General features: G+C 75.0%; 6 protein-coding genes. 1 reads left to right on the top strand and 5 read right to left on the bottom strand.

Annotated elements, in window-relative coordinates:
* Positions 1-462: 462 nt before the first annotated feature.
* From AC5R91_RS25500 to AC5R91_RS25485, 4 genes are all read right to left on the bottom strand, one after another.
* Entirely contained in the window at positions 463-1287 is an 825-nt protein-coding gene (locus AC5R91_RS25500) for an ABC transporter ATP-binding protein (RefSeq protein ID WP_495393828.1), read from the bottom strand.
* A 94-nt stretch (positions 1288-1381) separates the two neighbouring features.
* Positions 1382-5455, bottom strand: coding sequence for a SpoIIE family protein phosphatase (locus tag AC5R91_RS25495; protein WP_495393827.1), 4074 nt, complete (start codon positions 5453-5455; stop codon positions 1382-1384).
* Positions 5452-8097, bottom strand: coding sequence for a bifunctional acetate--CoA ligase family protein/GNAT family N-acetyltransferase (locus AC5R91_RS25490; protein ID WP_495393826.1), 2646 nt, complete (start codon positions 8095-8097; stop codon positions 5452-5454). The genes AC5R91_RS25495 and AC5R91_RS25490 overlap by 4 nt, the downstream gene beginning before the upstream one ends.
* On the bottom strand, positions 8094-9362 hold the full coding sequence (locus AC5R91_RS25485) for an acetoin utilization protein AcuC (RefSeq protein ID WP_495393825.1): 1269 nt from the start codon (positions 9360-9362) through the stop codon (positions 8094-8096). The genes AC5R91_RS25490 and AC5R91_RS25485 overlap by 4 nt, the downstream gene beginning before the upstream one ends.
* A gap of 204 nt (positions 9363-9566) precedes the next feature.
* Between AC5R91_RS25485 and AC5R91_RS25480 the strand changes: the two genes are divergently transcribed.
* Positions 9567-11609: an acetoacetate--CoA ligase gene (locus AC5R91_RS25480; RefSeq protein ID WP_495398059.1), complete on the top strand. Its 2043-nt coding sequence runs from the start codon at positions 9567-9569 to the stop codon at positions 11607-11609.
* 184 nt (positions 11610-11793) lie between these two features.
* Here the strand turns inward: AC5R91_RS25480 and AC5R91_RS25475 are convergent, their stop codons facing one another.
* The gene (locus AC5R91_RS25475; RefSeq protein WP_495393824.1) at positions 11794-13062 is read right to left on the bottom strand and encodes an RNA polymerase sigma factor; all 1269 of its coding nucleotides are present in this window, start codon (positions 13060-13062) and stop codon (positions 11794-11796) included.
* Positions 13063-13496 lie beyond the last annotated feature (434 nt).

The following is a 13496-nucleotide window of genomic DNA, read 5'->3' as shown; positions in this document are numbered from 1 at the left end:
CCGCCCAGTTCTCGGCCGCACCCGGCGGCGCCCACCGGGCTCACCGCCCGGCGGCTCCCGGACCCGGCCCGTCCGGCATACCCCTTGCGGGGCTCCCAACGCGCATGCGGGGCCGGAAGGGTGCTATGGGAGAAAAAGACCCGACCGTGGTGCCAGCGCACGTCTGACGCCTTCTGAGGGCCTCGCGTCACCCTGACGCATCAGCCTGCGCACTGAGGGCCTCGCGTCACCCTGACGCATCAGCCTGCGCCGCGGCGACGGCGACCACGCATCGCCCGGGGAACCCGCCCCCGGAAGCCCGCGGGGATCGCGCGCGCGGCGGTCCTCGGGCGCGGTGCCGGCCGCAGGCGCCCGGCTCCTCGTGATACGCCAAGCGGCCCCTGAGACGTGCCGTGCGGACGCCCGGCGTAGAGCCGGGCGAGGCCAGAGCCGGGCGAGGCCAGAGCCGGGCGGGACGCAGCCTCAGACGCCGACGGACACCGGTCGCCGTGGCGGCGGGCCGGCGGCCAGGCGGGCGGCGTAGCGCCCGGCCGCGACGCTGAGGTCGAGGGGAATTCCGAAGCAGTCGGACAGCCTGGGCGCGGTGAGCACCTCGGCCACCGGACCCGCGGCCCGCACCTGGCCGCCGCGCACCAGCAGGGCGTGGGTGACGCCCACCGGGATCTCCTCGACGTGGTGGCTGACGAGGACGCTGACGGGCGCCGAGGGGTCGGCGGCGAAACGGGTCAGCCGGCGCAGCAGTGCCTCCCGGGCCCCGAGATCAAGCCCGGAGGCGGGCTCGTCGAGCAGGAGCAGCTCCGGGTCGCTCATGAGCGACCGGGCGATCAGCACCCGCTTGCGTTCGCCCTCGGACAGCGTCCCGAAGCGCCGGTCCCGCAGCTCCCGGCAGCCGAACTGGGCCAGCAGGCCGGCGGCGCGGGCGAGGTCGACGTCGTCGTACGGCTCGTCGCCGCGCCCGAGCACCGACCAGCCGGCGGTGACCACCGCGTCGAGCACCCGTTCGTCCGGGGGCGGCGTCTCGACCAGCGCCGGGCTGACGACGCCGACCCGGTAGCGCAGCTCGAGGAGGTTCACCGTGCCCAGCCGGTGGCCGAACAGGTCGACCGCGCCCGAGGTCGGGAACAGCCGGCCCGAGGCCACCTGCAGGAGGGTCGTTTTTCCCGCGCCGTTGGGGCCGAGGACGACCCATCGCTGACCGGGAAGCACCTCCCAGGCAACATTTCGCAGAAGGTACGACCCATCCCGCACGACATTGACATTGTCGAGCCGCAGCACCGCGTCCGGCATGCCGCTCACGTTACGCGAGACGTGCTCGCCCGGCGGCGCCGGGACAGCCCGACCCCGCCACACCCGCCCTGCGCCGCCCGCCCGGGCGATCCGATCACGGCGCGCCCGGATCGGCGGGGGCCGGCCCCACCAGGTCAACCTCCGCCCAGACCACCTTGCCGTCGGGGATCGGGCGGAAACCGTGCCGCACGGCGAGCCGGGAAACCAGGTCGAGCCCGCGCCCGGCCTCGTCGTCCGGCGAGGCGTGCCGGCGCCGGGGCAGCCGGCCGCCGCCATCGGCGACCTCGACGACGGCCCGGTCACCAAGCCGCCGCAGCCGCACGGACAACGGCGGCCGGCCGTGACGCACGGCGTTGCTTGTCAGCTCGGACAGGACCAGGACGACGGCGTCGATGATCTCGACCGGCAGCTCGGCGTTCTCCAGGGCGAGCCGGCACTGTGCCCGCGCCGCGCGCAGCCCGGACGGACCGTCGACGGTGACGTCGAGCAGCGTCGGTCCGGCGGTCGGCTCGTCGGGCAGGCGGGCGAGCAGCAGCGCCACGGCGTCGTCGGCGGGCGCCGGCTGGTTGTCGCGGCCGAGCCCCGCACAGGCCGCGGTCGCCAGCGCGTCAAGGTTGTCGTCGGGTGCCTCGCTGGTGCGGGCCAGGACGGCCGCGAGATCCGAGACGCCGGCGTCGACGTCCCGGCCACCCCCGCGGACCAGGCCCTCGGTGAACAGGGCGATGAGGTAGCCCCGGCCCAGGCGGACGGTGTACTCGGTGGCGTCGGTGTGCCCCGACGGATCTCGGTGGACGTCGCCGAGCGGGGAGCCGACCGCCATGTACAGCCGCGAGACGAGCCCGTCCGGGGCGACCACGAGGGGCGGCGGATGGCCGGCGCTGGCCAGCGTCAGCACGCCAGTGTCGAGCTCGGCGATCGCGTAGATGCAGGTCGCGACCTCGCGTCCCGGCATGTCCGCGACGACGCCGTCGAGCAGCGCCAGCACCTCGCCGGGTGGCAGGTCGAGCCGGGCGCAGGCGCGCGCGGCGGCACGTAGCTGCCCCATCACGGCGCTGGTGCGCAGCCCCCGACCCCGGACGCCGCCGATCACCAGGGCAGCCCGGCCGGCCCCGAGGTCGATCACGTCGAACCATTCCCCGCCGGCGTCCCCCTCGGTCCCGGCGGGCAGGTAGCGGGAAGCCACCTGCAACCCCCGGGGCACCACCGGTGCCGCGCCACGCAGGGTTTCGTGCAGCTCCACGGCGCTGCCGCGCGCGCTGTGCTCGCGGTCGAGGCGCTCCAGGGCGACCCCGGCGCGCCCGGCGAGCTCGGTCAGGAAGGCCAGGTCGGCCTCGGTGAACGGGGCCCGGTCACCGACGGCGGTCAGGCTGAACACGGCCGCGATCCGGCCGGCCCGCACCACGGGCAGCACGGCCGTCGTGTGGGCGCCGGCCTGACGGATCCAGCGCGCGATGTCGGACGGCGCCTCCCAGCCGTCCCCGGCGTGGCTGACGACCTCCCCAATCCCACGGGCCGCGACCTGCGTGATCGGGTTCGACGGCGAGGCGAGCGCCGCGATCCAGGCGCCGGTCGACGGCGCGGCGCCGCTCGCGGCGGAACCCGCGACGATCAGCGGCCGGAGCCGCGGAGCCTGCGCCGCCCCGTCGGTTCGCCCACCGTCGTCCTGCTCGGTTCCGGTCGGGCCCTGCGCGCCGCCCTCAGCCGCCGCAACCGCGGTGGGCGCGAGGGCCGGATGGGCCGTGACCAGGTGGACCGCGCACAGGTCCGCGATCTCCGCCACGATCAGCTCCGCGACGGCCCGCAAGGACGGCTCGGGGTCCTCGGCCGCGGTCACGATCTGCGTGGCCCGGGTCAGCAGGCGCAGCCGCCGGTCGGCGCGCTGCCGGGCCTCGCGCTCCTCGTCCGCCGCGGTGAGCGCCGCCTGCGCCCCCGCCGCCTCGGTCACGAGCCGCTCGTGTGCCCTGGCCCGCTCCAGCGCGCGTGCGCCGGCCGCGGCGAGGCCGCCGAGGTAGGCCCGATCCGCGGCGGTGAAGGTCCGCGGGGCCGGGAAGGCGAAGGTCACCACGCCGAAGGCCGAACCGTCGGAGGCGACCAGCGGCAGCATGGCCCACGCCTGCTCACCCGCCGCCGCGGTGGCGTCGGCGAGGCCGGACACCGGCCAGCGGGCGAGCAGCTCCTCCCGGTCGGCCAGGAACAGGGGCCGGGCTCCCCGCACCACCTCGGCCACCGGATGCACCGCTCCCAGCGCCACATCCGGCCAGCGGCCGAGCCGCTGCGCCGGATCCCCACCGGGACGGGCGAACCGCAGCTCCGCCTGGCCGTCGTCGACCAGCGCGACCCCGCGCCCGGCCGCCCGCGCCGCCTGACCGCCGACGTCGAGGATCGCCGCGAGGACCTCGTCGACCGTGCTGGCCCGGGCCAGCGCGACGGAGAACAGCCCGCCGGACTCGGCCCGCTGCGCGGCCGCCTCGGCCTGTTCGACGGCCGCCTCGGCCCGCTGATCGGCATCGGCCCGCGCCGCCTCGGCTGTCCGCTCCCCGGTGAGGTCGCGGACCACGCCGAGCCACTCGGCCGGCCGGCCGTCGCGCGCCGGACCGGTGCCGGCGGCGGCCTGGCCGCCGGCGGCATCCACCGCGGGTCCGGGCACGGGCAGCACTCGGGCGGTGACGACGCGTTCGGCGGCGCCCAGACCGCTCGGCGCGGAGATCCGGAATTCGGCCTCGAAGGTCTCGCCGCGTTCGACCGCCCCCCGCCACAGCCGCGCGACCCGGTCCCGGTCGTCCGGATGCACCCCGGACAGCCAGCCGCTACCGGCCAACGCCCCCGGTTGCTGGCCGGTGGCGGAACGCCAGCCGGGCAGGTCGACGTCGAGGGCGCCGTCGGCCGTCGCGTGGAACACGTCCAGGCCGGCGGCGTCGGCGAGCCCGCGGTAACGCGCCTGCGCCCGCAGCCGCTCCCGATCGGCGATCTGCAGGCCGGTGACGTCCAACGCGACGAAGGACACCCCCACCGGACCGAGCTGCGGATCGCTCACCGGGAACCAGCTCGCCAGCCAGGTCAGCGGTGTTCCGGCCGAGCCCGCGACCCCTACCTCCAGGTCCACCACGGCCTCACCGGTACGCAGCACCCGGGCCAGCAGGGCGTCGAGTTCGGCATCGCTGTCACCGAGCACCTCGGACACGGTGCGGCCCAGGTGGTCCCGGGCGGACCGGCGGTCCAACCGGGTGAGCGCCTCGTTGACGCGCACGAACCGGCCGGCCCGGTCGAGCAGGGCGAGTCCGACCGGTGCCCGGACGAACAAGGCATCCAACATCGCGTATGCCGCCACCGCGGGATCCACCCCGCTGCCGCCCCCGCTGCCACCGCCACCCGGTACCGGTGGCCCGCCGCGGGCAAGGCTCAGCGGCCCGCGCTCCGGGGGGACGTCCTCGGGGCCTCGCCGCGGGCCGGTCCCATCGATGACGTCGCGCGGCATCGCCTCGCCGGCCCCCGGCGGATCGGCCCGCGGGACAAGTGGCCATCCCTCGGGCAGCACGGGCAGGTCTCCGCGGCCCCCGCCGCTCTCGGGGTCCTGGCCGGGCACCAGGCTCGGGCCGGGGCTCGCCATCGAACCGGGACCGGGACCGGCCAGGGAACCAGGACCGGCCAGGGAACCAGGACCCGCCACGGCACCATGGCGAGGCGTGGACCCGGCGCCGGAGCCGCCGGCGGGGCCACCCGGCGCGGGGCGGGTGCCCGGCGCGGGGGCTGGGCCGGGCACGCGAGTCGGCGGGGCAGTCGGTGTGCCGTCGATCGAGCGACCCCCGCCGCCCACGTCCGGCCGACCCGGCCCGGGAACCTGACCCGGCATGATCGGCCCCGAGGCCGACCCTGTCTGGATCGGCCCCGTCGAGACCGGCCCCGTCGAGACCGGCCCGGTGGAGAGCGGCCCCGTCGGGATCGGCCTGGCGTCTTCCGGACCGCTTCCGGCGGGACCCGTCGCCCCCGACTCCGGCGGCCGCTGCGCGCCCCGCTCCGGGCCGTACATCGGCACCAGCTCCGCCTGCCCGGGTGCCCCGGCCCCGGGGGTACCCATGGCCTCGATGGGCCCCCCGGAATCGGACTGCGACACCCCGAAGGCGCCGGATGCGGGCCAGACGGGCGGCTGCCCGGAGTACGGCGACGTCATGGGAGACGATTGTGGACGGTGTGACCATGTTGTGCCGAACCGCCCCGGACGGGGGGTCGGTCGACTACAGGCAGCGCCGGGGTCCAGAAACGCCGCGGCCCGGCGTCCGCTCTGGGCACGGACGGGCCGGTCACGACCTCCGCCGACAGCACGGTGACCCGCCCGGTCGACACGATGACCGGGTCAAGAGTGAGATGAACCACCTCGGGGACGTCGTCGGCGAGCCGGCCGACGCGCAGCACGAGATCCTCCAGCGCCGCGATGTCGACGGGGGTCGAACCGAGGTAGCCGAGCAGCAGCGGCGCCGCCCGCACCGAGCGGACCAGCCGGGCGGCGTCGACGTCGGTCAGCGGCAGGATGTGGTGGGCGCGGTCACCGAGCAGCTCCGTCGCCGGGCCCGACAGGCCGAAGGAGACCAGCGGGCCGTACTGCGGATGCTCCTCGGATCCGACGACCACCGACACGCCGACCGGCGCCATCCGCTGCACGACGATCGGCACCTCCGGTCCGAGCTGGGAGCGCAGCGACGTCCAGGCCGCGCGCACCGCCGCCGCGTCGGGCAGGTCGAGGCGCTGCCCGCGCAGGTCCGGCCGGTGTCGGTACGGGCGTGACCGGGCCTTGACGGCCACCGGGTAACCGAGCCGCGCAGCCGCCTCGACGGCGCGCCGCGGCGAAGTCACGAGCTCCGCCGGCTGCACCGTGATGCCGTAGCAGTCCAACAGCGCGGCGGCTCTCTCCTCGGGCAGCCGACCGGCCAGGCCGGCGACGAGCGCGCGGGCCTCGTCGGTCCGCACGGCCGTCACCGGCTCGGTGCCGGTCGGGCGGGACCGCCACTGTGCGTAGCCGACGACGCGGCGAAGTGCGGTCACCGCGGCCTCCGGGGACGGGTAGGCCGGGATGCCGGCGAGCTCGCTCGGCATGTCGACGCCCTGTACGGAGGCCAGGATCGGCACGGTGATGCGCTCGGCCGCCTCGACCGCGCCGGCGGCGACCGGGCCCGGCGCCGAGGGCGGCAGTCGGGCCACCGTCACGATGAGTGCGTCGGCCCGTTGCACCGCGGCGAGCAGCGCGGCCGTGATCGCCGCCGAACCGCTGCCCGCGGGCAGTAGGACCTCCTCGGCGATCAGGCCGGCGGCGTCGGCGGCGTGCGCGGTCAGCCGGACCAGCGCCCGGGAGTCACCGATCACCGCGACCCGGTTGCCCGCGGGCAACGGCTGCGAGGTGAGCAGCAGTGCCACGTCGAACGCCTGGGAGATGCGGTCCACGCCGATCACACCGGCCTGCCGCAGCAGGGCGTCGTCGAGGGCGGAGCGGCCGGAGTACACGGTCACGATCGGCTTGCGCCGGCCGAGACGGCGCGCCAGCCGGGCGAACTTGCGCGGGTTGCCGAACGTCTCCAGATGCATGATCACCGCGTCGGTCTCCGGGTCCTCCTCCCAGTACTGGAGCAGGTCGTTGCCGCTGACGTCGGCCCGGTCCCCCGCCGAGACGAACACCGACAGCCCGACCCCCCGCGCGGCGGCCGCCTGCAGGATCGCCCCGCCGAACGGTCCGGACTGCGAGTAGCAGCCGACCCGGCCGGCCGGCGGCATCTGCGGCACCATCGACGCGTTCAGGCCCCCCGCCGGGTTCTGAATGCCCATGCTGGCCGGACCCACGACGCGCATGCCGTCGGCCCGCGCCTCGGCGGCCAGGGCGGCGTCGGCGGCGTCGTCACGCTGGTCGGTGAGCACGACCAGGCCCCACACGCCCGCCCGCCCGCAGGCGGCGACGACCCCGGGCACCTCGGCCGGCGGCACGCACACGACGGCCAGGTCGATCGGGCGGGGCACCTCCTCGATGCCGCCGTAGGCGCGGATCGAGGCGACCGCGGTGCCGGCCGCCGCGGCCGCCGGGTTCACCGGGTAGACCGGGCCGTCGAAGCCGCCGGTGAGCAGGTGGCGCAGCACCGAGTTGCCCACGGAGCCCGCGGCCCGCCCGGCGCCGATGACGGCGATCGACCGGGGATGCAGCAGCCGGCCGATGGAGGCCGCCTCCGCGCGGTGCTCGCGGGCGCGCATCACCGTCACCGACTGCTCGGTGGGGGTGATCTCGAACGACAGCCGGACGGCACCGGAGTCCCAGGCCCGGGCGACGGTGTAGCCGGCGTCGAGGAAGACGCGGATCATCTGCCGGTTCTCGCCGAGCACGTCGGCGTCGAAGCGCCGGATCCCGCGGTCCCAGGCCGCGGCGGCGAGGTGCTCCAGCAGCACGGAGCCGAGACCCCGACCCTGCTGGGCGTCCTCCACCAGGAAGGCCACCTCCGCCTCGGTCGGCCGGGCCGCGGTGCCCTCCCAGTGCGCCACGGCGACGAGATCGTCACCGATCATGGCGACGATGGCGCCGCGCATCCGCTGGTCCACCACGGTCATCCGGTGGATGTCGGCGTCGCTGAGCGCCCGGCGGGCGGTGAAGAAGCGGAAGTAGATCGACTGGGGGGACAGCCGGGTCCAGAACGCCCGCAGCAGCGGGCCGTCGGTCGGCAGGATCGGCCGGATGTGGGCCGTGCCGCCGTCGGTGAGGATGACGTCGGCCTCCCACTCCGCCGGGTACGCCAGGGGCGTCTCGTCCCCGGCCGGGGACGGCAGCGGCGCGGTGCTCACCGGTCCACGGTCGGGTCGAGACCGTGCAGGGGCAGCACCTCGCGCCGGGTGGCGGCGACCGCGCGGTCCAGCGGGTCGTCGGGATCGCCCTCGCCGGCGTCCCAGGGCCGGTACCGCACGCTCACCCCGTCGCCGAGCGTCCGGGGCATCCCCGCCGTGGCCCCGACGGAGTCGTGGCCGGTGACGGCGCGGACCCGCTGCGGGGCCTCGGCGCGCCACTGCGCCGGCAGCGCGGTGCCGGGATCGAGGGAGTGGTGGGCGGCGACCGCCAGCAGTTGCGTCCACGCCCGCGGCACCACCGCGTCCAGCGCGTACCCGCCGCCGCCGCAGGCCAGCCAGCGACCGTCGCACAGCTCGTGGGACAGCGCGTGCAACGCCTCGTAGGAGGCCCGCTGCCCGTCGACCGACAGCTCCAGATCGGCCAGCGGATCGAGGGCGTGGGTGTCGCAGCCGTGCTGGGTCACCAGCACCTGCGGCCGAAACGACCGCAGCAGCACCGGGACGACGCCAGAGAAGGCCCGCAGCCAGCCGGCGTCACCGGTGAACGCGGGCAGCGCGACGTTCACCGCGCTGCCCGCGGCGCCGGGCGCGCCGACCTCCTCCGGGAAGCCGGTGCCGGGGAACAGCGTCCGCCCGGTCTGGTGCAGCGAGATCGTGAGCACCCGCGGGTCGTCGTAGAACGCCGTCTGCACCCCGTCGCCGTGATGCACGTCCACGTCGACGTAGGCGACCCGGGTCGCCCCGGCGGCGAGCAGCCAGGCGATCGCGATCGCGGGATCGTTGTAGATGCAGAAGCCGCTGGCCATCCCCGGCATCGCGTGGTGCAGACCGCCGGCGATCGACACGGCGTGGCGCGCCGGCCCCGCCCACACCGCCCGGGCGGCCTCGATCGTCCCCCCGGTGATCAGGGCGGCGGCCTCGTGCATCCGCTGGAAGACGGGGTTGTCGGCGGAGCCGAGGCCGAACAGGGCCGCCATCCGGGCCCGGGTGGGGTCGGGCGCGGCGCGCACCGCGTTCAGGTACAGCGGATCGTGGACAAGCTCGATCAGCTCGTCGGGAGCCAGGGTCGGGGTGGCGATCCGCAGCCCCGGCGCGTCGAGCACGCCCAGACTCTCGGCGAGGTCCATCGTCAGGCCCAGCCGGACGGGGTGCAGCGGGTGCTGCGGCCCGAAGTCGTAGCCGGCCATGGCCGGATCCCACGCCAAGATGGTGGGTTCGACCGCCGACGGCAGGGTGCCGCCGGACCGCTGTGTTTCGCCCGGCACCGTCACCCCTCGACGGTAGCCCGAACGGGTCCCACGCCGGTAGCGGTGGTGACAGTCCCGACCGGCCACCGGCGGATCGAGGTTCGCCGTAGATCCGCGCCAAATGCCCTAGGGTCAGTGCCCGTGGCAGCAGACGGAACGGCACCGCAGCGTCCGGCGGCGGCGGCGGGCGCGGAGCATTCCGCGGCCGTCGGCTCGACCCGGGTGCGTCCCGGCACGCCGCTGTGGGAGCCCTCCGCGCGGCGGATCGAGCAGGCGGCGGTGACGAACTACCGTGGCTGGCTCGCCGCCGAACGCGGAGTGGATCTCGGCGACGAGGCGGCTCTGTGGGAGTGGTCGGTCACCGAGCTGGGCCCCTTCTGGGAGTCGATCTGGGACTTCTGCGCCGTCGAGGGCGAGCGCGGCGGCGGCCCCGCCCTGGCCGGCAGCCCAGCCCGCGCCGATGCCACGATGCCGGGTGCCGTGTGGTTCCCCGGCGCCCGGGTCAACTACGCCGAGAACGCGCTCACCCGGCGGGGTGCCGCGCCGGCGGTGATCGCCGTGCGGGAGGACGGCGCGACCGCGGTGGTCTCCTGGGACGACCTGCGCCGCCAGGTCGCCCGGGCCGCGGCCGGCCTACGCGCCCTCGGGGTCACCGCGGGCGACCGCGTCTGCGGCGTGCTGCCGAACACCGTCTACGCGACGGTGGCGATGCTCGCGGCCGCCAGCATCGGCGCGGTGTGGTCGTCATGCTCGCCCGAGCTCGGCGCCACCGCCCTCGCCGCCCGCTTCGCGCAGATCGCCCCGAAGGTACTCATCGGCGTCGACGGCTATACCTACCGCGGCCAGGGGTACGACACCGTCGCCGCACTCGCCGCGCTCGCCGCCGACCTGCCCGGGCTGGCCGCGACCGTCATCGTGCCCTACCTGGCGCCGGACGCGTTCGCCCGGGCCCGCGGCGCGGGGCTGCCGGGCCTGCTCACCTGGGACGAGCTGATGGCGGCGGAGAGCGCCGAGCTCGAGTTCACCCGGGTCGCCTTCGACGCGCCGCTGTGGATCCTCTACTCCTCCGGCACGACGGGGCCGCCCAAGGCGATCGTCCACGGGCACGGCGGCATCCTGCTGGAACACCTCAAGGCGCTGGCGCTGCATCTCGACCTCGGCCCCGACGACCGGTACTGCTGGTTCACCACGACCGGCTGGATGATGTGGAACTACCTCGTCTCCGGCCTGCTGGTCGGCGCGACGATCGTGCTCTACGACGGCGCCGCCGGCTACCCGGCGCTCGGCACCCTGTTCGGCCTGGCCGAGGCGCTGGAGGTGACGTGCCTCGGCACGTCCGCGGCCTACCTGCAGTCCTGCCGGGACGCGGGCCTCGTGCCCCGCGAACATGCCGATCTGTCCCTGTTGCGCACCATCGGGTCAACCGGGTCACCGCTGTCCGCCGCCGCGTACGCGTGGGTGTACGACGCGGTCAGCTCGCAGGTGATGCTGACGTCGATCAGCGGCGGCACCGACGTCTGCACGGCGCTGGTGGCCGGGCTGCCGACCATGCCGGTGCGCGCCGGAGAGATCGGCTCGCGGGCGCTGGGCTGCGCCGTGGCGGCCTTCGACGCCGACGGCAAGGAGGTCGTCGACGAGGTCGGCGAGCTCGTCGTGACCGCGCCGATGCCCTCGATGCCGCTGCGCCTGTGGGATGATCCGGACGGCAGCCGGCTGCATGACAGCTACTACGCGACCTACCCCGGGGTCTGGCGGCACGGCGACTGGGTGCGAATCACGCCCGATGGTGCCGTCGTCGTCGAGGGGCGTTCGGACGCCACCCTCAACCGCGGCGGGATCAGGATCGGCACCGGCGAGCTCTACGACGTCGTCGAGCAGCTCGCCGAGGTCACCGACAGCCTCGCCGTGGACACCTCGGACGCCGACGGCGGCGGAGGGCTGCTGCTGTTCGTCGCCCTCGCCGAGCCGGGCCTCACGGCGGAGCTCGCGCAGCGGATCCGACAGACGGTGCGCACCGAACTCAGCCCGCGGCACGTGCCGGACCGGATCCTCGAGATCGCCGAGGTGCCGCGGACGCATACGGGCAAGAAACTGGAGGTCCCGGTCAAGCGGCTGCTCGCCGGCGCGGCGCTGGCCGACGTGGTGAGCCTCGACGCCGTCGCCAACCCGCAGGCGCTGTTGGCCATCGCGGCCACCGCCGACCAGGCCCGAGCGGCCAGCGCCGACTCGGCCGCCGGGGCGCCCACCGCCACACCGGACAACTGACCGACCGCACCCCGGGACGGCGCCCCCGCCGACAGCAAAGCCGGATCTTCGCTGGTCCCAGCGAAGATCCGGCTTCCATGGAACACCCGGCCGCGCCGTCACCGGCGTGCCGTGCCCCCCGCGGGGGATGCCACCCGTGGCCCTGTGCGCGCCCGCCGTGCCGGCGGTCTTCGGCCGCGAGCGGTCAGTCGAGAAACTCCCGCAGCCGGCCGGCGACGGCGGGCTTGCGCAGCTCACGCAACGTGTCCCGCTCGATCTGCCGGATCCGCTCACGGGTGAGTCCGAGCCGGTTACCCACCTCGGCGAGGGTGTGCTGCTTGCCGTCGGCGAGGCCGAACCGCAGCCGCATCACCTCCCGCTCCCGCGGGTTGAGGCCACCGAGCACGTTCTCGATCTCGTCCTGCATCGCGCCGTACGAGGCGGCATCGGCAGGGGAGGTCGCGTCCGAGTCCTCGATGAAGTCGCCGAGCACGGAGTCGCCGTCGTCGCCGACGGAGGTCTCCAGGCTCACCGTGTCCTGCGCGTAGCGGCGCAGCTCGACGACCTGCTCGATCGGCATGTCCAGCTCGAGGGCGAGCTCCTCGTCGGTCGGCTCGCGGCCGAGCGTCGAGACGAGCTGGCGCTGCAGCCGCGTGATCTTGTTGATCTGCTCGACCACGTGGACCGGGATCCGGATGGTCCGGGCCTGGTCGGCCAGCGCTCGACCGATCGCCTGGCGGATCCACCAGGTCGCGTAGGTCGAGAACTTGTAGCCCTTGGCGTAGTCGAACTTCTCCACCGCGCGGATGAGCCCGAGGTTGCCCTCCTGGACCAGGTCCAGCAGGGTCATCCCGCGGCCGCTGTACTTCTTCGCGACGGAGACGACCAGGCGCAGGTTCGCCGAGACGAGCTGCTGCTTGGCGGCATGGCCGTCCTTCACAAGCAGACCCAGGTCACGGCGGAGGTCCGCGGGCAGGTCGGGGTCGGACTCCAGCTTGTGCTCGGCGAAGAGACCGGCCTCGACCCGCTTGGAGAGCTCGACCTCCTGCGCGGCGTTGAGCAGCGGCACCTTCCCGATCTCGCGCAGGTACATGCGCACGAGGTCGGCGGTGCCGGCGTGCTCGGCGGTGGAGCGGGTGGCGGCGGTGACTTCGTCGGTCGTCTCCTCCTCTTCGAGGAGCTCGACGCCGGCAGCGCTCAGCTTGGCGATCAGCGCGGGCAACAGCTCGAGGCCGATGTCCGCGGACTCGAGCGCGTCACGCAACTCGGACCGGCTGATCTCGCCGGACTCGCGACCGCGCGCGATGACCTCGGCGACGGCACTCACATCGAGTTCGTCGCCGTCATCGGGAACGGCGGCCAGCGAACGGCCGGGGGCGGTACGGGCAGAGGCAGCGGACCGGCGAGTGCGCCGCGGGCTACGCGGGCGGTTCTCGTCGGTGCGCTCGGCAAGTTCCAGGGCAGGCAGCGTCATCAGTGGCAAATCCGATGGTCGGTGCGGGTGGGACGTCTGTTTCCGTGCACGTGGGAGGTAACGAACGAAGTCGCGGAACCATTCCCCGTGCAGGCGCACCCGGACATCAGCGATCGCCGGGCCTACCGGCAGTGTAGACCCATGCCCTCGAGACGCTGAACTCGCTGTCGCGAAGACTACCTGGCAGATCCCATGGTGTGGCGCGTTCCGCGAACTATCTTGACCTTCTCGCGTGGCGAGACCCCCATCGAGAGCCCGGATCCTGAACGATGCGTACTCGCCCCCTCACTGGAAGTGAGGATTTTCGAGGGGCTGCCGTCCGCACCACATTTTCCGTCCAGTACCGCCATCGGGCGGCGTCGGTCATCCGACAATCCCGACAGTGCCGCCGCGTCTCCCCGATGCCGTCCCCGATGCCCCCGAGACCCCCTCGA

Source organism: Frankia sp. BMG5.60 (genome assembly GCF_059428125.1).
This window is presented reverse-complemented; position numbering and strand designations above follow the sequence as displayed.